This window comes from Porifericola rhodea (genome assembly GCF_030506305.1).
Lineage (GTDB): Bacteria > Bacteroidota > Bacteroidia > Cytophagales > Cyclobacteriaceae > Catalinimonas > Catalinimonas rhodea.
Map to the genome: position 1 here is coordinate 422,145 of NZ_CP119421.1, position 20,740 is coordinate 442,884.

Genomic DNA, 20,740 nt, shown 5'->3' on the forward strand with positions numbered 1-20,740 from the left:
ATTACACCCTCGTTTTTTTGTACTGCATCAATACAACCGCTTCACCAGTTTCTCCGGACTGATAGCTGACAATGATCTCCAATAGCCAAAGCGTATCATCTGCTACTACATGGGTATTGATCCAGCTTTGTAAAGCATTGCTATCCGCCAACACTGTAGAACTGCCCCCATTCAGTCGGGCCTGAAAAGAATAGCTTGCCAGATTCACGGGGAGATTGATTTGAATGTTCTCAATCAGCCCTTTGAACATTAAGGGAGGGCTTACAGTGTCCAGGTCCGAATCAAACAATACCAGTAAATCAGAGCCCCCTCCTCCGGAAATTGGTACCCATTCTCCATTGTCATTGTCCCACTTGTAAAAAGCATCTTCGTCTTCTACGGTGGCTATACTTCCCGGAGCGGGATTGGGATGAGCTGTTTGTAAGGCAAGTAAAGAAAGATGATCTCCTAAATCTCTTCCCGGATTAGCAGCAATCCAGTAGTTGCTATTGGTGGGAGCTATTCCCGGATTATAGCCTACAGTTACCTGATTACGCTGATAGAACTTACCCTGAAAGATGACTATAGCTCCACAGGGGTAATTCACAGTAGCTTGATAGGCGAACTCTACATAATGAGAATCCAGCACAAAGAAGTGATTGCCGTTCTGCCAGTTCTTAGGCTTAAGTTTGCTTAGGACTTCAGTAAATAGGCTCATGCTTGTTCTTGAGTGGGTTTGTTATCCTTCTTGGGTTGGATGATTTTTTTAGTGGCTATGGAATAAGGAATAAAGGTCTCTCCATAACGGTTTTTGGTAGCCTGCACATAGTTGTGCTCAAAGCCAGCATCGGATTTGACAGCTTCCAGGTTAATACCTGCATCATACAAAGGTGCGGTACCTCCCCGGATCGTACCTTGCGTAGTCCGTTGGAAGATCACCACCCATATGGTATCGGGAAAGTCTTTTCTGAGCTTATCGAATTCACTGGAATCTGCATCCAGCTTGTTCCAGGAGTCAATGATGACGACATCAAAGTTTTTGGCGTATTTGCGGATGGTTTGTATCCCTTCACTGGCATCTCCTGTCAGCTGTACTTTTGATCGGTTGGGTTTAGAAATGTAGCTATTGATCATTTTGCGCACTACATCGGATTTATCACCCATCTCCAAAGAGAACACCCCTACATTAAAACCTGAGCCAGCAAAGGCATTGGCTAACTGATAGGTGAATCTGGTTTTACCTGCTCCCTGATCTCCTTCTATGGTGATGGCCAGCATATACTTTTCAAGATCGCCTAAGAGTTTGCCAATATCCCCGTTGCCACGGTGCCCCTTGAGCTTGAAGGTATTCTCAGCTTTTTTGAGTTGATCCACAGATTGAAAGCCTGGTAAAACAGCAGCTTTGCTTTTGGTGGTTGGAGCAACCATTTTAGCAAGCACTGGATCTTGAGTGAGCATTTTCTTTCTGGGCTTAGTTTTTCCTGAACTGGTACTTACTTTTTTTTTACAGCGCTGGCTTTTCGGATTTTAGTCCGAGCAGGTCCGGAAGGAAGGACGTTATATTTTTTGATTACATCTTGCAGCCCTGCCAATTCAGTTTGCGTAGCATCCAGCACGGTGTGGTTACTGGTATGATTCTTCAGCTTTTTAGTAATGCTATTGATGACTGAATAGTAATCATCTTCTTTTTTGATCTTACCCTGCTTCATCGCTTTCTCAATGGCCTCCAGTAAACGCTTCATGGAAGCAATCTTATCGGTATTGATCAGGCCAACGTAGCGATTGACCAGTCTTACTGAATCTCTTACCCTTTCATCATCAGAGAGATCTACTGCTTTTTTAAGAAGGCTTGCAGGAAGGTTAAACTTCTCCTGAGATTTGCTCATCCCATTGTGGAAGTTGACCAGCATTCGCTGCATATCCATGATAAAATCAGCATGAGGGCTGTTCTTGCGAATCTCTTTTTTCAGAATGGCTCGCTGCAAAGCTTTTACAAAAGCAGCAATCTGAGTTTTGGTGGCTACTTTCTCATGCAATGATTTAGCGCGTTTGGCAAAACGGACTTCCGCACTGATTTTATTAACAGGTTTTGCATTTCCTTGGCTCCTAGTCTTGCTCCGGGTCCGGGTAGTATTAGCCCTTTTAGCGGCTGTTGTCTTTTTCTTTGGGGTAGTATTTTTTGTGGTAGATTTCCTGGCAGGTGACTTCTTTTTGGGAGTACTGCTTCTTTTCTTTGCAGCAGCGCTAGTTTTTTTAGCGGTGCTGCTGCTTTTACTGGCTGTAGATTTTTTCTCTTTACCGCTGTTCTGCCTGGGCTTACTCTTAACTTTCTCCACCCAATCAGCAACATTTTCCAGGTATAAATCTATGGCTTCTTTGACCTCCGGAACTTCATCGTAAAACTGTACTGATTCTTCATAGAAGTTGTGGGCCACTTTGAGTTCAGGGGGCATTTCCTTTACTAAATCAGCAGTAATAATGCTGTTATGATTGCTTTTTGTTATTTTCATTGAATAGCTGATTCTTCTCTTTGCTTTGAGAGTGCTATTCTAGGAAGGCTAAGATTAGTGGTGTCAGGTTAAGCTATTATTTTCTCCGTTGGACTAGTTTATTGTTTATAATGTGAAAAATTGCATAAAATTCAGGTAACTAAATTCTTATCTGAATGAATAACGACCTAGATTCATACAAAAATTCTGAAATTTATCCCGATTTTAATTAAATAAAGAAGGCTATATTTTGCCATTCCCATCAGTTAAAAAAGACAATTTTTAATGCTGAATTATTTGAGAAAACAGGTAAAGCTTTTACAGCAATTTTTAATTAAGTATAAGGAGATTATTAAAGAATTCTACGCCGCCTTTGTAGGCTCCATTGTTTTTGTATTACTAAATGCTCCGATAAAAAAGATACTTAATGTTGCACTAGTTGAACCCATCCTATCGGGCTTTTCAAACTCTTACATTTGGACAGATATTTTCTTGACGTTGATTCTTTTAATGTTCACTTCTAAAATATCATTAGAATTAATTCAAAGGATCCGAGTCTTCCTTATATGTTTTCTTCTGATATATGCTATAGATATTATATGGCTTCAACAATGGGATTATACATTAACAGCAATTTCACTAAAAATAGACAAGGTAAAATTCACTTACTTTGGCCTTATTTCTTTTTTCATTCTGGCACTTTGTTATAAATCCTATAAAAAAAATATAAAGATCATATCTAAAAAAAGGGAACTAGATAAAATCAATATTGATGCATCCCGAGAGGATTTAGTTCGCAAGCTATTTGATAAAGTTACTAATGCTCAAAATTTAGAAGAATCTGCCGTTTTTGGTATTGAAGGAGAGTGGGGAATTGGAAAAACAACTTTTATGAAATGTCTTTATAATAAACTTGAAAAAGACCTCATAAATAAAAAAATAATTCTTACTTGGTTTGACCCATGGTTTTTTAAAGATGAAGAACAACTTATAATCAACTTTTTCAAACACATTCAAAATTCAATAAATAAGCATTATTTCTTCGCACAAATAATAAGTCTAGAAAAGTATGGGGAGCAGTTGTCAAGTATTTCTTCCACAAATTCCTTGTTAAGGATATTAAAAAAAAGTTTTACGAAAGACTTCACTGAATCTATCGAGGAAAGATTTTTTCGGGTAAATCAAGCAATTGAAGATTTACATATCCATCTAGTAGTATTCATAGATGACCTTGACAGGTTAAATAGTAAAGAGGTCAGTGCTATGCTAAAATTGATAAGATTAAGCGCAAACTTCAAAAATACAACTTACATTGTAGCATATGATAAAAACTATATTAGAGAGTCTGTTCGGCTAGAAATAAATCCTTATGAAAGCTCAAAGTTCTCAGAAAAAATATTTAGAAATGAGATTAGACTACCTCCATTTAGTGGAGAAACCCTTTTTTCTGTTTTTAAAGGGCACCTAAAGAACAAAATAAGTAACGTTCATTTCACTAAAATTGATAATTATCAGCAAGATTATGTTTTTGACTTGTTAAAAAACCATCGGGATGTTGATAGATTGGTAGATTCATTTCTGCTTACATACAATCATATGAGGTCTAATGGTGCAATTGATAACATTGATATACTTGATTTACTTCAAATTGAGATTATTAAAGTTAAATTTATCACTTTATACACCAATATATTTTTTCATAAATATGAGTTTACTAGAAATAAAAAAAGATCCTACTCCTCAGGGATAAAAATAAATGACGAGTCAATCACAACTGGTAAAGAAGAGGACTTTAATTTGGATAATTATTTAGAGAGTTTTAAGACTGAGCTTAAAGATGATTTTTATAATGTTAGAGATTTAATCAATCAGCTTTTTTTCAGAAAACCTTTGGATTTGGAGCACACCAGTAAGTTCAGTATTAAAGAACCAAATCACTTCAATAAATATTTTAATCTAAACCTTTCCAATAGAGAAATCAACCTTAAAGACTATAATGAGTTCCTTTCTAAGGACCCTAGTAAGCCATCAGTTCATGCTAGTATAATACAGCATTGGGTCAAAAATGGTAAGGCTGATTTCCTTATTTGGATGATTGATAAGAACACCAAACTTGAGGGGGCAGATGACTATTACTTTATTATTATGCTTCTTCTTCATATCAGGGAAAGTTTAGAAAGATTTGATCCAGCAAAGACTTATAAAATTTATCATGTTATTGAAGTAATAAAAAAATACTCGAGACGAGCTTTCTCAGAATGGAGTATAGATCAAAATGTTGATGGGCTCAATAAATTTCTAGATACCTTAAAAATTATCAATAAAAGTTCAACGGTCTGTCTTTATCTCACATATATTACGCGTACAAATCCTTATGAAGTAAAGGAGAACCCTCTTCAATTAATTGAAAAAGAGAGAAATAACTTGTTCGAATTAAGTCTGAAAGAATCACCCATTCTAGACAAGGAAACTATCGAGTTTTATAACGAAATTCAGTCCTCTAAAGGTGATAGAGACTTTGAAGCATTAAAAAAAATATTTATTGATTTCATAAAAAATGTTAGTAGTGAGAGGTTCCTTCAGCTAACTATTGATAGAAAAGAAGACAAGAAGTCACATAGTATTTATTTCTTAAATCTCTATTTAATTTATAAACTTTATTCAAACTTAGAGGAGTTTGAAGAATTTGCAATTGCAGTTAACTTAAATGAGGATATGAAGAAAGAATATTGCACATTCTATAATGAGTTTTTTGAAATAAATCCCCCTGAAATTTCCAAACCTTTAAGCGATTACGAAGGGGTGTATTTTCAATTTAATTATCTTAAAGTCGTCTGATAAAATAGGTGAAGTCTAAATATTGGCGCCTGTTAAATTATCAATATTTAGATATAAAGTAGGAAGTTTTGTAAAGGAGCCAATGAACATAATTTTTCATAAACACAGTTACACCTGTATAAAGATAGGCTAAAATGGCTTCCATAAAACAACACATATCAAAGTTAAATCAAAATGAATGGGATTACTATTCTGAGGTTGAATATCTTAAATTGAAAAACCCATTTACTAGCAAATTATCTCATAAGAAATTTGTTGAACAATACTTCAAACGATCTGGTAAGAATGAAATTCTCAATTTTTTAGAGTTTCTACCAGGAAAGAAGCTAGATAATAATCGCACTAAGCATACAAATTCTATCTTCTTTTTGGGAATTCTTTTATACAAAGAAACCAATCTAAATAACCCATTTTTTGAAAGTTTAAACTCATCAGAATATAGAAGATTCCCTTTCCTTTGGTTTTTAACCTGTTTATTTCACGATTTTGGTTTTACAATTGAAAATGATGTTACAGCTATTGAAGGAATAAACAATTTATCTAATCTAAAAAGTAAATATTCAATTGAAAATTGCTTGTTGGCTGTTAGCCCTATTAACGTTAATTCTACTCTTTTTGAGGTGATTGAAAGTTACTTTTTGTATAGTCTTTATGAAAGAAAAGTAATTGATCACGGTATCCTAGCTGGTCTATATTTCTATGACAGACTCTTAAAAATTAGAAGGAATAAAATCCTAAACAATGAAGCAACTAGATTTTGGGGTGAAGAACTGGAAGATCAATATGCTCAAGTTGCAGCAGCGATTGCAATTCATAATATTTGGATACCTACAAAAGACAATTATGAAACCTATAGAAAATATCATTTAGAAAAACTCATAGATGATTATAAACCAATAAATTTTAGCGATTTTCCTCTTTTATATATTTTAGGAGTTGTCGATACAATTGACCCCTTGAAAATGTATATGCGAGAAGGTTTTCGACCAAATGAAATACTCGAGAGTTTAGATCTAACATTTTATCAAGACAAAATTACTTTTAGAAATGGTAAAAAATCTAGATTAGATTTTGGAAAAATGATTGATAGTGCCTACCGCCTTGAGGGTTGGCTGAATGTTGGTGTTAAAGACAATAAACGCGAGGTAAGTTTATTGCTTAGGTAAGGAGCGTCAATATTTATATTTTTTACATGTCAAATAAGATATTATGCAATATTCCTTAATTTCAACATCTTCATCTTGATAATAATAGCTTTGGCTTTTGCCTTGGCTTTGAGTTTGTCATAGGGCACAAGTAATTCTTCTCTCTCTTCTTCGGCTACCTCCTTAACCATACTAATCTGCTTATACTGCTGTAGCTTATTGATTTCGTAAGAGAAAGCATCAACTTCACTAGGAAGTAAAGAATGCCCCTGATTCATGGTATCAGCTTGAGAGTAATCCAACAGGTAGTTGAGTGTAGCAAATTCTTGCGCTCGTTCCGTGATGGTTCCCGGTCTGATCTGGAGTTTGGCTTTCTTTTCCCGTACGATGGCCTCCAGCTTGCCCAGGTTTTCTTCTGAGCGTAAAAACTGCCGTTCTTCTTCCACTTTCTGGATTTCCGTTTCCATTTCTTCCAATATTGGAGACAGATCATCATGGATACTCATGCTTCGTTTAGCAAGGGTGGTAGTCTCCGCTTTTCGTACCTGGGGAACAATGGCTCTGAATTCGGAAAAGTCAGCATTGAATTGCCAGTCAGAAGAATTGATATCTCCCAACAGATTAAGTAATCGCTTTCCTACCCTGATCAACTCTTTATCATCCCTATCTGAAGAAGTAAGAAACTCCTGCACGTCTTTGACTACATCCTGAATACGTTCTAACAACGCTTTACGCTGTTTTTCATCTTTGATGCGCCAGTAGTATTGCTGCTCGTAGTTTTTGGATACTCCAAAGAAATAATCATTAACACGGTTGATCAATTCTTCTATTTTACGAGGCAGGCTATCTCTAAAATTCTGGTAGGTCTTGATTCTACCTTTCAGCGTAAGCAAAGTTTTGTGCTCAGATTCCAATACTTCTTTTTTGCGGGTATTCTCTTTTTCCTGCTTGTCCAATTCCATTTTGACCAGCTCACCGATATTGGTGTACAGCGCAAACTTTACTTCTTCCGGATCAAGCGACTCCTGATCTAGTACATTGCCTCTATCACTGCGGTACCAGATATCATTGATCCTGCTGGACTTTTCTTCCAGCTTTTGGAATACAAACACGTCCATTGAGTCATTGACCAGTGGCATCACAATACGTACATAGCCAAAGCGGTTTTTCTGCCGGTGGATTCGTCCTTCTACCTGCCTGATACTGGTAGGGTTCCAGTCGGGTAGCAGTATATAGAGTACCGTACCATGGTTCTGAACGTCAATTCCTTCAGTGATAGTACTGGTTCCGATAATGACTTTCACAATATTGGCCTGAAAAGCATCTTTGATGGCTTCTTTGCGAGTTCCGGAAATACCGGAAGTAATGATCTCTACTTCATCAAAAGTCTTTCTGTTGTGTTTGACGTTCTGCTTGTAGCCTACTTCTTCAATGAGGTATTTTTTGAGCATTGGGAAATAGTCTTTCCCCCGGTTCATATAAATCACCTGTCCTGATACGGCTTCCCCTTTTTCTTCATGATACTGCTTGACTGAAGCGATACACTGGCAGGTATAGTCAATCTTGGGAGAGTTTTTAACAAACTCTATATGATCTTTGGGCGGTAAACCATTGTAGAGTTTAGTAAAGTACGGACTGATGGCATTGCTTAAGGATTGCCCCATACTTTCCAGTATGCTTCCTCCCCTGCTTTTGTCCATCGCCAGTTTGATCACCTGGTTTTGCACTGCATACTGGTCTTCAGTCATGGTAAGGTAAGTAAGGATCTGCTCATCCCCTTTTAAGCGCTGCACTTCTCCGGAAGGAGTGGTACGGTAGAGTTTGGGAAGATTGACTTTGATAGGTCTTAGTACTCCTGCGTCTTCTCCTGTTTTGTAGCTGATATGGTTGTGAATGAGTTTTTGGAGTAGCAATCGGTTGTTGAATCGCTTCACTACATATTTCTGCTGGATGGTACCATCATAGCTGTTGGCATACTCCATTTCCTGTAGCACAAAGGTTTCCAGAAAGGAGCCAATATTTTTCAATCCCATCTGCACCATCTTATCATAAGCAACCATGGATAACATAGAGAAAACTTCCAGCGGTGAATTGGTAAAAGGAGTAGCGGTCAAGAGCATCACGTTTCGGCCAAACTTACGCTGGATGTAGTTGGTCATAAAGAACATCTTGATGGCTCGGTCTGAAGCTTGAGATTCCATCTTGAAACGCTTATTACCTTCATCATCTGTAGGCGTATTGGTAAAGACATTCTTGAAGTTATGAGCTTCATCTACTACGATAAAGTCAAAGCCTAAGCTGTCTACATCTACCCGGGTTCCTTTCTGCGCTTGCCCAACGGTTTTCTGGTTCTTCTTTTTCATCTTGGACCAGTCCCTATTGGTTTTGCCCACATCTTTCATCATCACGATATCATTGAGCTCATCAAAGAATTCTCTTTGCAAGTTTTCTGAATAGCCCAGTTGAATGAAGCCTTCATAGGTAAGCAGTGTAATGCTGTTTTCAGGTACTTCTTGCTCTAAGTCTATGCCTTTTCGGATCTGAGTACCTAGGTTATACCAGTCATTGATAGTAATACCGGTATGTGAGAGTACTCCCGGTACAAACTGCTTACTTTTTTTATCAGTATAGCCAATGATTTCTCTTTTCCACTTTTCATAGGTGGGATTGGGAACCACCACCACCGGACGTTTAACCCTTCCTTCATAAAGGTTATTGGCCATAGTGATAATAGCCGACATGGTTTTACCAACACCTACATCATATGCGACTATGCCGGAACCTGCGGCCTGCATAAAGGCAATCGCTTCTCTTTGGGGAGGGGTAAACTGCAGTGTACCATGGTTTTTACCAAAGGTTTTACTGCATTCAAAACCCACCGGGATGCGGTGATACATGATATCAGCAGTGCCATTGTAGAGCCTGTTCCATTCAAAGTCTATTCTTTGTTTGTCTTCCAGTTGCAAACCGTCGTGCAGGAAGCGGGAGAAAAGCTTCTCCCCTTCTTCCGGACCATACTGCATGATCATTTGTTGTTCGGCTTTATCCATACGGTTCATGCTTCTGCCCAGCACATAGTAGTAGTAGATTTGATGGGCAGATAGATTGCCAAAATCTGTTCTTTCTAAAGTCTGCAGATAATGCCAGAAAGCATCTCTAAGAGAGATTTTACTGGTCTGAGCATCTTTATAACTATCAGCGATTTCATAGCCAGTTTCTTCAGCTAGGTTCTCAATCGTGAAAGTTTTAGAAAACTCAGAGAAGGCCAGAATCTTGGGTCGTTCATTAGGATCTACATGCTGAATAGAAATAGGCTTAGGGGTACGCTCAGCAATGATGTTTTGATGCTTGGCAAATACGGACTCTCCAAACCTTGCGATAATTTCTTCCTTGTCTTCTTCTAACTGCTTTGCCCTTTCATACATATTGCCATAGGCATAAATGGGTAAGGGCAATAATTCTCCATTGGAGTAGAAAAGCAGTCCCTTTTGAACAAAGCCAGTCAGACTTTCTTCACTGACCTGCTGGCTAGTGGCTTTGATGGTACAATGATCCTTAAGCACAATGATCTTTTGGCCTTGAGGATTGGTGAGTACCAGATATACTTTGTTGTTGTATTCATGCTCAAATCTGGTGGGTTTACCTAGAATTGAACCAGTGGGCACGGTTGCTATTTTGTACCACTGATTATCTAGAATAGAAGTAGCAGTGTTTGCGTAAGCAACGTTATCTCTATCGGCACTGGTATTATTGTCCAGGAAATACTTCTGCCAACTGGTCATGGGAGAACCTAATGACCTGCGATACCATACCCAGACTTTGATTTCATCCTCACTAATGCCCTGATTATACATCTTGATCACTTCCTCAAAGCTGCGTTTGCCTTCTTCTTTTCGCTCTGGTTTCACCAGTCTTCCCAGGGTGTAGTCATCCAGTTTTCCTAATGTACCGGTAGGTAATGCTCCCAAAGTAGCATTGAGTTGATGTCCGGAGAGTCCCGCTAAACCAGCAAGACCTGAAAGTGTAGCTTGAGTAGTTCTATTCGTATTCTTCATTTTGAGCATGTTCATTTTGATGATGATGGCTTTCGCCTTTGCCTGAAGTTTTTTCTGCTTGGTATCAGTTGTTGGTGTAGGTTGTTCTATAGTTTGCTTAAGCTGTGCTCTAATTAATTGAGGGATATCTGCTTTTTTACCCTTGATCTGCAGAGGAAAGTGAAAAGAAGAAGTCACTTTTTCTTCTCCCAACTGCTTTTCTGGATGCATTGTAAACCAGGTAGAATAGCTAGCTTTCTCTTCAAAGCTCAATGGTTCTTCCGATACCAGATTAGCAAAGAGGTATCCTTTAATGAGTGCTTCTTCACTTTTAGCAGCAGGTAAGACAAAAGGATTATCCTTGGCATAAAGCTCTGGAGAGATGTAGCCTTGTTTGAGCAGTGAACGTGCATCATTCTTCGCCTTTTTGTCAATGGGTAACTCATTGATGTAGTCCTCAACAATCTGAATTCTTGCCCGGTAATGGCTGGCACCCCAGCTTCTGGAAGATTGTTTCATGAAAGCTCTATTTCCAGTTGGTTGATTGCCGCAGACAAGCTGATTTGGTTGGTGGCTGCATAATTGAGCAGCATATTCTCCATCTGCCGGTATCCGTCTGCTCCATTAAGGATAGCAGAAATACCCGGATAGCTTTCCGGATCAAGGCTCAATAGCAGATCACGCACTTTTTGGCGTAGCTGGATGATGGTATTTTCTTTTTTTTTGCTCATGGCTATAGTTTTTTAAGCACTAAAATGTCAGTGGGTACGCTGGAATTTCTAAAGACTGCCGGTAGTCGGTAGGCATCCACCAGATCAGCTACCTTACCCATCGCTTGTTTGATTTCTTTATACTTATCTCCATTGCGCAGGAAATTAGAAGAAGTCAGGAACACAATCAGCCCATTCTTTTTAAGTAATTTAAGTCCATAGTACAGGAAAAAATTCTCTATGGTATGATGCCTCGGCTTAGTATTAAAGTAACTGGCATAAGGCCCTAAATGAGTGCCGTAAGGAGGATTGCCGATAATCAGATCAAACCGGGGCGCCGGCCGGTCAGTATCCAACCAAGGTTTATTGGATTTGGTGGTGTAGCGTGGTGGCTCTAAAAAGAGCGTTTCAAAGTATTGGTTGTAAAGGATTGCTTGGGGGTGCAATATTTGGGCTATCCTAAAAGAGATAGGGTTAATTTCTAAACCATACAATTTTGCCTGATCAGTAGCATGATCAAACATTCTCCCAGTACCGCATGATGGCTCAAGTACTTTACCGTTATCTGGAAAGCTATGATATTGGGCAAGCTCCCACATGATCTCAATAAGGAAATCCGGAGTATAAAACTCATCTGCTGCCCCTGCATATTCATCATCAGCATTGGATATACCGCCTGCTCCTTCATAGGTTCTTAGCAGCGCTTTTTCTTCTTCACTATAGGATTCTCCCGCAGCATCTTTCCTGCGGATCATCGCTTCTATTTCTGCTTTGCTTTCTGCTTGTATTCCTATTAATTTCTGCATCGCTTTATATTAAGCAGGCAAGATAGTAGGTCTGAAATAAGGCGGTGTGGATTGGGATAGTTTGGGCAGATTTACTGACCCGATCTTACCCTTAGGTCCTGTGAAGTCCGGTTGTTTGCTGGTTGGGAAATGTTAGCAACCAAAAAGGGACAGCCAATTCATGACTAGTCCCTAGTGTTAATCTTAGATAAATATATTACCTTGGTTCAAGGTGGGGATGAAACTCGCTGGTTTCCTGCAAGTACATTCACTAGCAGGAAGTTAAAAAGTAGGTTATCAAAATCTTTAGAAAATCCATTTTTTTTAAAACTCGTTCTTACGGGATAGAATTTGTATCTTTTCAATTGTATCTACTAAAGAACAAGAATTTTCAGACACCGCAATGTTTGTGATTAATAACCTAAAAACTCTTTTAGTTCGTAAAGAAAATATCGTAAAGGGAAGCTTTCTATATACTCATGAACCTAACTTCAATTGATAAACACCTTTTGGCTATAGAAAAACTTTTGCACCATCCACAGATTGATGCTAATGAAGTACTTAGGCACTTATATTACGTGAGTAGTTTTCCCCTGCTAATATTTACGATACCAGCTGGAACGCATGTATATCGTGCATCTTCAAGCTTTAAAAATGAATATTTTACTCAGATTTCAAGAATCTGTCATCCACCTGGAAATGCTGTAAAAAGCTACGGTAGAGCAAATATACCGAGACAATCCATGTTTTATTGCTCAGAAGACCAAGCAACTCCATATTTAGAACTTATTAATTACTGGGTAAAGAATGTTTCTGTTGGTGAACTTTTTCATGTAACAATTGGTGAATGGGAAGTTGTCAAAGATGTTGAAGCGATTGTTGTCGTCTCATCTGACAATGCTCAAAGGAAATCTCAAATGGAGATACATAGTGGCCATGCGTTTGATAATCATTTAGCAAACATGCACAAGGAACAGCAAAAAATTTCAAATTTAGTTTATGGAAAGTTTCATGACTGGTATTCAAGACCTGCAAGCGTCGGCAATGACATTTATAAAGTAACATCAAGCATCACGAATAAGCTTGTTAACGCAGCAAAGCATTTGAGGAAATTAAGAGGGGCCGCTGTTATGTATCCAAGTGTTGCTAATTTTGAAGGAGGTGTGAATTTTGCGTTTGAACCTGCTATTGTAGAAAGTGGCGATCTTAAACTTATTAGGACATGGAGAATAAAAATAATTGCCAAAGCCAATGTAGAAGGATTTTATAATTTTACAGAAGTGGGGCGTGAATATGGTACTATACATCAGGATGGATTGCTTACATGGTAATTTGCAAGTGTCTTAACGACTCTGGGATGACTGAGATATCAAATTAACTATATCTTTTCAAAAAAGTGTCTTCACTTGCTTCTATATCGCTCAATTGACCTTTACAGTAACCACGGATTACCTTATAAGCTGCTCTTTTATGCGTAAAAGTCTTTATTAGCGGCTATAATGACTTGGTTTCTTTGTATTGCCATCAATAACAATCATTACTAATCTAGACGGATGATCCACTTCTTTGTCCTCAAATCCGTGAACTTTGGGTTTTAGTAACCTTATACTGTTTTGAGGGGTAGCGGGAGGTAAATTCTTTTCTGTCAAATCCAAAATGCAAAGAATTGCTAGTTGTTTTGAATTGCCAGAAGCATAAGCCACTGGCTGTTTTCCATATTTTTCAAATAGTTTGTCTCGATCTGAGATATTATACTCAACTTTTAGTTCTGCTATCAAACCTCGGTATCCTATCTCAATTCTTCCCCCTGCAAGATGAGCTTCCTTTGAGATTTCTTCCCCCAAATAGGGAAGGCCAATCAAATGTTGTATTAGTCTATCCCGAAAGTCGTCCTCTAGAACTTTATTTTGGCCTTTATATACCCCTTGTTGCAAACAAAAACCTTGATAGTTCAGAATACCACTTAATAGGTTTAAAAAATCCTCTTTCTCCTCTTTTTCAATTTCTGGCAACTCTCTATTAATTGTATTGGCAATATCCAAAACAACTTTGTTCATTTTTTTAAAACCGGTAAGGAAATAGTTGGAGTTAGGATCAAGTACTTTAAGGATCAATTGGTCGTAACCGATAACTGTTGGATATTCTTTTTTGCCAATACTATTTTGAAAATATCCTAATATCCGGATAGAGATCAGTTCATCAAAAGTATTTTGAGGATACTTGAAAACTATATGTCCGGTGACATTATATTCTTTCTTAGCTTCTTTTCTAATTTGAGGAATTGAAAGGTTAAACCAATCATTACTCGAGGTTGATACTGGTTTTAAATTTAATGTGTCAAAGCCCTCGGGCCATTCATTTATTGTTAATTTGCCTTTTATAGTATATAATTCTTCAGGTTTTAGAATTTGGGGATTAGCCCAAGGCTCTCCGTCAATGGTAAATTGAAGGGAAAGCATGATAATTTTTGCATCTTCTTGGCTCTGTGCTTGGGCATTATGATCCCCGCGCATCTCTTGGAAAGGATCAATGGTGAATGTGAATATAGCAGGAAATGAAAGCTTAGTAAATGCTATTAGTACCCCTTTTACTTCAGTTACTTCTGATATTCGCTTAATTGACTCACAAAGCTCTTGGAAGCTATCTCGGAAATCAGGAATATAGTTAAAATACTCAAAATCAATTTGTTTTATATGTGTCGCACTTGCTTTTAAATGGTTCATACCATCCTCTGCATTCATTTCTTTTTGTGCCCATTTTAGTAAGTGAAATAATGATGAAACAAAATAGCCATAGTACTTGAAGAAGCCTTCATCCGACGATTCTTTTGTGCCTTTAATAAGCTTACTAAGTTCCAGTTTTATGGCCTCCTCTTGGGCCAATACTTCTCCCACCTTAGAAATATCGAAACTAAAGAAGTTCTTAAGCAAAAGAATTCTAAGGTTTTCTTGAGAACTGACTAAATCAGAATTATATCCTCTATATCTCATCGCCTATTCAGAGAATTTAAGAATGTCTTGTCAATTTGTTGGTTCCAGACCCTAAGCTCTAAATCAGCTATCTTACCATACTTTTCATTCTTTTCAATGGCAGATTCGTTTGATTTATTCTTCTGCACAGTTTTATCAAAGTAGCTTGATAATTCCTGTAACAGTTTGTATTGTCTGAAATAGGCAAGTACACCAAATAGCTCAAATACGTCAGAGAAATGCCCAGTCTGAATTTTTTGAAGAATTAGTTCTTTGATTATATTGAGTTGGTCAACAATAATCTGTTTAGGCATTATGTAAATAGTGGTAAGCAAGGCCTTCCGGCTATCAAAAGATGGATTATGATAATCAGGGATGGTTCTGAATAGAAACCCTAAACTTTGCTCCAACCATACCTTATTAAATTCATCATTTTGGCTACGAATAAATGTCAGTTTTTTGATAAAGTCAGCATCTGTGTAATAATCTTTTGAATCACAATATTTAGCAACATAATTGTGAACAATTTGAGAATACATCTTCGTATTTTTTCTCGTCAAGAAAAGAAGGATATTTACAAGTTCCTCACAAAATATGTATTCTTTTTCTACGTAATAACTTTTTTCCAGTGCCGTAATTCTTGATATAAGAAGTAACTTTTGATCCTCATTGAGAAAAGGAAAAATATTATAGGCCAACCTAGCAGCTTTTTTGTGGATTACAACATAGCTGTCAACTACCGATTTTAAAATGATTTGTATTTGCTCCTCTTCAACTTCATTTGGAAACTTCTCAATCACGGAACCAAAAGCTTCAATAGCCTTCCCTCTTATACCTATATCAACATCATTCATGAATACCTTGATCATATCAATTATGGTGTGGGTGACCAATTGATCGTACTCTTCAATCAAATGGGTTACAAAATTGATCGCTTCATATCGCACATCTTTTGAATTAGGATCAAGCAAAAAATTGTAAATCGATGGTAGTTGTTCTGCTAATTGAAACGGTTCCTTAATCGACCTTCTAATCACTGCAATAAGTTTACTTTTTAAAAGACCATCAGAAGAACTATCCAGATTTGAAATCGTTTCAATAATTTTATGGTAGATATTACTGGAAATATCGTTTGAAATCAGGTTTCCAACTATTAGTTCAACTTTTTTGATGGCTTGCTCAATTCCCATCCTTTCTAATTCGATTTCCCAATAACTCTTGCCCTGTAATGGGTTAAACGTGGAGATTTTACCATCAGAGTCTTTCAATTCATGTAAATACCAATTAAAGGTACTATATGCTTTATTCTGATCAACCAAACAGCCGACGAGTGAATCAAAGGAATTTGACAAAAGAGTAGGACGTTTCTTTGAAACTTCTTCTAAAACCGATAATACTTCCTTGCGAAGCTCCTTTGTGGATTCCTTTGCAAAAATTGTTTGGAGTAACTTTTCGATAATACTTTCTGCATATTCTTGGAATTCACAACCAAGGTCATCCTTTAGCAGGACCAATTCAAAGAAATAGATGAACTCAGCCTTTGCACCTTCAGTTAAAGTCGGATATAGCACATCCACCTGGGCCATAACTGTATTTTGATCGGACATATACAATTCACTTAAAGTCAAACAAGTGATTGCATCAGCCGATTCTTCATAATCATCATCCTCAAGTTCAAGTGACTTAATAATTGTTTCACAATGTGGCACGACTGAATCAGAATCAGCGACAATAAGCCCTTGCAGTAGATAGTTAGTATTTATCCTAGTTGTTTTGTCGTTTATTTTTAATCTCTCATCCAAGAGGTTGAACAAAAGGTCAGGAGCTTGTTCATGTGTTTCAATAAGCAAAGAAATAGAATTAGGATAGGAAGGCCGACAATCGTATGGATCACCAATATGACGCTTATACCATAAAGAATCCATAATTTGCTTTAATAGAGATTCATAATTGCTAATGTCATTACCTTTTATTGCTGATTTGAGAACACCTGCAACTTCATCAATGTGTCTCCCTTTTTCTATTGCACTTTTTAGCCGATAGAAACTAAATGAGGGAAGGGTTTTCTCAGAATGTAGAACATTTTGTGTGGCCTTAAGAACTTCAATTCCTATATCTTCGTCATCGAAAAAAAGAGAAAGATAATCCAAAGCAATATCTCCAAAGAAGTCGGGAGAGAGTTTACTTGCAACAAGAATCTGTTTAGCTACATTTTTCCGATCCTCATCAATACTGATTGTCTGGATCAGGTTCAAAATTGATAATTCAGTAATTTCCGCTTTTGACTTCTCTTTTTCAATTAGAGATTTAACTTTTTCCTTTAGCTCTAACTTTTTTTGAGCTTCTTCATTTTCATCCTTTTTTAACTTTTCCTGATGGGTCTGATACTCTTTTATAACTTCTCTTCCAAAATTTTCCTTATGAACTTCGTTATGAAATGCGCACGCAGGACAACTATCAATGATAAAATTGTGGGCATTCCATTCAAAATTCATTGCCTTAAAAGCTCCGGTAGCATGAGGGCATGAGATTCGTAGATTAATAGGCAGTTTATACATTTCGGCTACTAATCCTCCTGAAATATCCTCTATTACAATGTGACTACACCAATTTTTCACACGAGGAATAAGGCCCTTATTTTTGTTACCGAGAGCAATAGTATCTTTAAACATTTTATCCTCATTGCCTTTCATAGTCACCCTATTCTATTGATTGTCCCAACATTTGAAATTGTTTATGGAAATGTCAAAGTGTCTAAAACGTTAACAATACGAAGGTTTAATTTACTAGTGAGTATGCATAGTGCATAACATCCAAATTTCTTCGTATTGCCTCTTAATATAGTAAAGAAAATGTGTTAAAAAATCTAAGTAAAGTTATTTTCTATAAATTAGGGTATTTTAACCCTTAAGTTATGAAAATAGGTTACGCGAGAGTTTCTACTATAGATCAGAATTTACACCTTCAAAAAGACGCACTTGCCAATGCAGGCTGTGAGAAAATCATAGTTGATACCATTAGTGGCTCTGTTGTTTTACGCCCAGGACTGGAAAAGGTAAAAGAGCAGCTTCGTGAAGGAGATTCATTAGTAGTTTGGAGATTGGATCGCCTGGGTCGTTCCCTTAAAGACCTTATCAGTTGGTCCGGATATTTGGAAGAAAGAGGTATAGGATTGGTGAGTCTTCAGGAATCTATCGATACCAGTTCTTCTACCGGTAAATTAGTGTTTCATATGTTCGGTGCTCTGGCAGAGTTTGAGCGCAACCTAATTCGTGAAAGAACCATGGCAGGCCTTCATGCAGCCCGTTCCCGAGGTAAAATGGGAGGCAGACCTAAAGCGCTTACCAAAGACAAGCAAAAACTCCTGATGCAGCTGTATAATGATGATAACATATCAGTAAAAGAAATCTGCCAGATGATGAATATCTCTAAGCCAACGCTTTACAAATATGTTAAGATTGATATAGCAAGTTAGGGTAATGTTTATTTACATGGCACTCCAAACGAAGGAGACAATCTCTTTGCAGTACTCCCTCCTATAGGCAGGCAAAATAGTACATATACTTTTTTATAATGATAGTATTTACTATCTTTGTGAATGCCAGAGGTATTAAGAACATTAGGGTATATCTTCTTCTTCTACAGTAATGATCATCTTCCTATGTAAGCTTCCCTATAAATAGAACAGTTTAAAAGTAGAGAAAGAATGGTTAACTTTAAACTGTTAGAAATGAAAAGGAAGACATTTACCACCCAACAGATTGCTAAGATTCTCAAGGAATTTGAAGAAGGAAAAAGTGCTGCGGAGATCAGCAGAGAGTATGGCGTAAGTCAGGCGGCTTTTTACAAGTGGCGCCAACGCTATAATGGTATGGATGCCACAGAGTTAAAGCGACTGAAGCAACTGGAAGAAGAGAATCGTAGGCTCAAACAAATGTATGCAGAACAGGCTCTTGACCTGAAGCTGGCCCGAGAGATTATTGAAAAAAAGCTTTAAAGCCCTGCCAGAAGAAGCAGATAGCAGAAGAGGTTGTAAAGGAGAAAAAGACAAGCATCAGCAGGGCGTGCAGAGTCTTGAGACTGAGTAAGTCTGTATATTATTACCAGAACCAGAAAGATGATACCTACGTGATAGATGCGTTGCGCCAGAAGGCGGAAGCACATCCAAGAGAGGGCTTTTGGAAGGCCTTTGGTCGTTTGCGCGATGAAGGAAAGCCCTGGAATCATAAGAAGGTTTACAGAGTCTATACAGCCATAGGATTGAATATCAGGAGGAAGGCAAAGAAAAGGCTTCCGCAGCGGGTGAAGGAGCCATTAGAGATACCTGAAGAGTTGAATCACACTTGGTCTATTGACTTTATGAGTGATGCTCTAATGAATGGAAGGAAGTTTCGTTCTTTTAATGTGATGGACGATTATAATCGTGAAGCGCTGCATGTTGAAATAGATTATTCTTTGAAGAGTAACAGAGTGGTGTGGGTGCTTAACCATCTGATTAAAAGAAGGGAAAAACCAAAGCGGATCAGAATGGATAATGGACCTGAATTCATCGCCTCCCTGATGGAGGAATGGAGCAAAATGAATGAAATAGAATTCATCTATATCCAAGCAGGAAAACCTACTCAGAATGCCTTTGTGGAAAGGTTTAACGGCACTTACAGAAGGAATGTGCTGGATGTTTACCTCTTTGATTCTCTGGATGAGGTAAGGGAGATTACCAGCACCTGGTTGGAGGATTATAACTACCATAGACCTCATGATAGTCTGAAGGGGCTTAGCCCAATCAGGTTTGCCAAAGCAAGATATGGGGCGTTAACAGTGGATAACGCTGCAGAGTTAACCACAATTAACACCCATAATAGTAGTAGCAATAGCTGATTTATTTGATTAAAAAAGGATTTTCTCTACTCCAGACCAGTTCTAAAACGGGGAAGCTTACACCTATACATATACATGTAAAAGGCAAGGGTGGGTCGGCAAGATATGAGCTTGAACCGGAAATTAAGCTTACTGACAGCAAGGGATTAAAAACTAAAGAACTCAGGCAGATTGAAAAGCTTATTTCTCAAAGAAGAGGACAATTAGTTGCCGCCTGGCATCAGTATTTCAAAGAATAAATTTAGATATTATGGAAGAGTTCTTTTATGCCACCGTGGAAACGGCCACTGTTGAAAATGATCGTCTTTATCGTACTTTTTACGACCAAGATAAGGTGCGTTTTCAGCGCAATGATGGTGAAGGTGAAATTGAGTTTTCTCTTAATGATCCTAGCAAGGTATTGATGAGTCACCTGGTACCAGTAGAGGATATAGAACAGCTATCTATTTTTCTCAGGGACAATCAGGATATCATACAGGCCCGATTGAAAGGAGAATGGATTGAAGTAGAGGAAGACCTAGATAAATTTTTTAAAACACCCAAGTGGCTATCACTCCCTTGGATCAACCTCAGCCAGGTATGTATAATGCTTTACGGTAAGAAGGACAAAAGCACTACTGCTTATTTTACTTTGAAAAGGCAGGGTAAGCGTCCTTGGAAAGCTGAAGAACTGGATAGACTTGAAGCAATCCGCAAACAAATGATCAAACAGGTGCAGGCTGCATGAACCGCATATTCTCAACGATCCGTTCCTTTACATTTTGGGTAAGTCTTAAAAGTCAATTCCTACTTTGTCCTATTCGCTTGGCAACTGGCTTTCTTTTCTTCTACATGTTCTCGTTATAAAGCAGATTGAATTTGTGAGCGTCAGGGTCAGCAAACACGCAAATGTAAAACCCGTTTTCATTATAGA

15 protein-coding genes are annotated in these 20,740 nt (G+C 37.7%); 7 read left to right on the plus strand and 8 right to left on the minus strand.

Annotated features, from left to right (window positions below):
- Nucleotide 1 precedes the first annotated feature (1 nt).
- Genes PZB74_RS01895 through PZB74_RS01905 form a run of 3 tightly spaced genes read right to left on the minus strand, consistent with a single transcriptional unit; the run spans nt 2 to nt 2,489 of the window.
- On the minus strand, nt 2-697 hold the full coding sequence (locus PZB74_RS01895) for a hypothetical protein (RefSeq protein WP_302240300.1): 696 nt from the start codon (nt 695-697) through the stop codon (nt 2-4).
- Nucleotides 694-1,437: a P-loop NTPase family protein gene (locus PZB74_RS01900; RefSeq protein ID WP_302240301.1), complete on the minus strand. Its 744-nt coding sequence runs from the start codon at nt 1,435-1,437 to the stop codon at nt 694-696. Before PZB74_RS01900 ends, PZB74_RS01895 begins: the two co-directional genes overlap by 4 nt.
- A gap of 35 nt (nt 1,438-1,472) precedes the next feature.
- Entirely contained in the window at nt 1,473-2,489 is a 1,017-nt protein-coding gene (locus PZB74_RS01905; protein WP_302240302.1) for a hypothetical protein, read from the minus strand.
- A gap of 276 nt (nt 2,490-2,765) precedes the next feature.
- On the opposite strand from PZB74_RS01905, the gene PZB74_RS01910 reads away from it, so the two are divergent.
- Both PZB74_RS01910 and PZB74_RS01915 read left to right on the plus strand, forming a co-directional pair.
- Nucleotides 2,766-5,306 carry a KAP family P-loop NTPase fold protein gene (locus PZB74_RS01910; RefSeq protein WP_302240303.1) on the plus strand — a complete coding sequence of 847 codons (2,541 nt, stop codon included), beginning with the start codon at nt 2,766-2,768 and terminating at the stop codon, nt 5,304-5,306.
- 134 nt (nt 5,307-5,440) lie between these two features.
- Nucleotides 5,441-6,472, plus strand: coding sequence for a hypothetical protein (locus tag PZB74_RS01915; protein WP_302240304.1), 1,032 nt, complete (start codon nt 5,441-5,443; stop codon nt 6,470-6,472).
- Between the two features lie 41 nt (nt 6,473-6,513).
- Here the strand turns inward: PZB74_RS01915 and PZB74_RS01920 are convergent, their stop codons facing one another.
- Genes PZB74_RS01920 through PZB74_RS01930 form a run of 3 tightly spaced genes read right to left on the minus strand, consistent with a single transcriptional unit; the run spans nt 6,514 to nt 12,001 of the window.
- On the minus strand, nt 6,514-11,004 hold the full coding sequence (locus PZB74_RS01920) for an SNF2-related protein (protein WP_302240305.1): 4,491 nt from the start codon (nt 11,002-11,004) through the stop codon (nt 6,514-6,516).
- Nucleotides 11,001-11,216, minus strand: coding sequence for a hypothetical protein (locus tag PZB74_RS01925; protein WP_302240306.1), 216 nt, complete (start codon nt 11,214-11,216; stop codon nt 11,001-11,003). The genes PZB74_RS01920 and PZB74_RS01925 overlap by 4 nt, the downstream gene beginning before the upstream one ends.
- A gap of 2 nt (nt 11,217-11,218) precedes the next feature.
- Nucleotides 11,219-12,001: an HsdM family class I SAM-dependent methyltransferase gene (locus PZB74_RS01930; protein ID WP_302240307.1), complete on the minus strand. Its 783-nt coding sequence runs from the start codon at nt 11,999-12,001 to the stop codon at nt 11,219-11,221.
- Between the two features lie 458 nt (nt 12,002-12,459).
- Between PZB74_RS01930 and PZB74_RS01935 the strand changes: the two genes are divergently transcribed.
- Nucleotides 12,460-13,311 carry a hypothetical protein gene (locus PZB74_RS01935; RefSeq protein ID WP_302240308.1) on the plus strand — a complete coding sequence of 284 codons (852 nt, stop codon included), beginning with the start codon at nt 12,460-12,462 and terminating at the stop codon, nt 13,309-13,311.
- A 156-nt stretch (nt 13,312-13,467) separates the two neighbouring features.
- Here the strand turns inward: PZB74_RS01935 and PZB74_RS01940 are convergent, their stop codons facing one another.
- Together PZB74_RS01940 and PZB74_RS01945 are read right to left on the minus strand one after the other, a co-directional pair.
- Nucleotides 13,468-14,970, minus strand: coding sequence for a hypothetical protein (locus PZB74_RS01940; RefSeq protein ID WP_302240309.1), 1,503 nt, complete (start codon nt 14,968-14,970; stop codon nt 13,468-13,470).
- Nucleotides 14,967-17,642, minus strand: a complete 2,676-nt coding sequence (locus PZB74_RS01945; RefSeq protein WP_302240310.1) for a HEAT repeat domain-containing protein — start codon at nt 17,640-17,642, stop codon at nt 14,967-14,969. The genes PZB74_RS01940 and PZB74_RS01945 overlap by 4 nt, the downstream gene beginning before the upstream one ends.
- A 221-nt stretch (nt 17,643-17,863) precedes the next feature.
- Between PZB74_RS01945 and PZB74_RS01950 the strand changes: the two genes are divergently transcribed.
- From PZB74_RS01950 to PZB74_RS01965, 4 genes are all read left to right on the plus strand, one after another.
- Nucleotides 17,864-18,424 carry a recombinase family protein gene (locus PZB74_RS01950; RefSeq protein WP_302240311.1) on the plus strand — a complete coding sequence of 187 codons (561 nt, stop codon included), beginning with the start codon at nt 17,864-17,866 and terminating at the stop codon, nt 18,422-18,424.
- 255 nt (nt 18,425-18,679) lie between these two features.
- Nucleotides 18,680-19,827 (plus strand): IS3 family transposase gene (locus PZB74_RS01955; protein WP_302240312.1). Its coding sequence is split into 2 segments (ribosomal slippage): nt 18,680-18,941 and nt 18,941-19,827, totalling 1,149 coding nucleotides; the frame shifts between segments, so codons are not numbered across the junction.
- A 5-nt stretch (nt 19,828-19,832) separates the two neighbouring features.
- Entirely contained in the window at nt 19,833-20,066 is a 234-nt protein-coding gene (locus tag PZB74_RS01960) for a DUF4160 domain-containing protein (protein ID WP_302240313.1), read from the plus strand.
- Between the two features lie 11 nt (nt 20,067-20,077).
- Complete coding sequence (locus PZB74_RS01965) at nt 20,078-20,554, plus strand: hypothetical protein (protein ID WP_302240314.1); 477 nt, start codon at nt 20,078-20,080, stop codon at nt 20,552-20,554.
- Nucleotides 20,555-20,740 lie beyond the last annotated feature (186 nt).

Coding starts and splice junctions, on each gene's coding strand:
- PZB74_RS01900 (WP_302240301.1), bottom strand. CDS start 1,437: ATGCTCACTCAAGATCCAGTGCTTGCTAAAATGGTTGCTCCAACCACC.
- PZB74_RS01925 (WP_302240306.1), bottom strand. CDS start 11,216: ATGAGCAAAAAAAAAGAAAATACCATCATCCAGCTACGCCAAAAAGTG.
- PZB74_RS01940 (WP_302240309.1), bottom strand. CDS start 14,970: ATGAGATATAGAGGATATAATTCTGATTTAGTCAGTTCTCAAGAAAAC.
- PZB74_RS01935 (WP_302240308.1), top strand. CDS start 12,460: ATGAACCTAACTTCAATTGATAAACACCTTTTGGCTATAGAAAAACTT.
- PZB74_RS01930 (WP_302240307.1), bottom strand. CDS start 12,001: ATGCAGAAATTAATAGGAATACAAGCAGAAAGCAAAGCAGAAATAGAA.
- PZB74_RS01950 (WP_302240311.1), top strand. CDS start 17,864: ATGAAAATAGGTTACGCGAGAGTTTCTACTATAGATCAGAATTTACAC.
- PZB74_RS01915 (WP_302240304.1), top strand. CDS start 5,441: ATGGCTTCCATAAAACAACACATATCAAAGTTAAATCAAAATGAATGG.
- PZB74_RS01920 (WP_302240305.1), bottom strand. CDS start 11,004: ATGAAACAATCTTCCAGAAGCTGGGGTGCCAGCCATTACCGGGCAAGA.
- PZB74_RS01945 (WP_302240310.1), bottom strand. CDS start 17,642: ATGAAAGGCAATGAGGATAAAATGTTTAAAGATACTATTGCTCTCGGT.
- PZB74_RS01965 (WP_302240314.1), top strand. CDS start 20,078: ATGGAAGAGTTCTTTTATGCCACCGTGGAAACGGCCACTGTTGAAAAT.
- PZB74_RS01905 (WP_302240302.1), bottom strand. CDS start 2,489: ATGAAAATAACAAAAAGCAATCATAACAGCATTATTACTGCTGATTTA.
- PZB74_RS01895 (WP_302240300.1), bottom strand. CDS start 697: ATGAGCCTATTTACTGAAGTCCTAAGCAAACTTAAGCCTAAGAACTGG.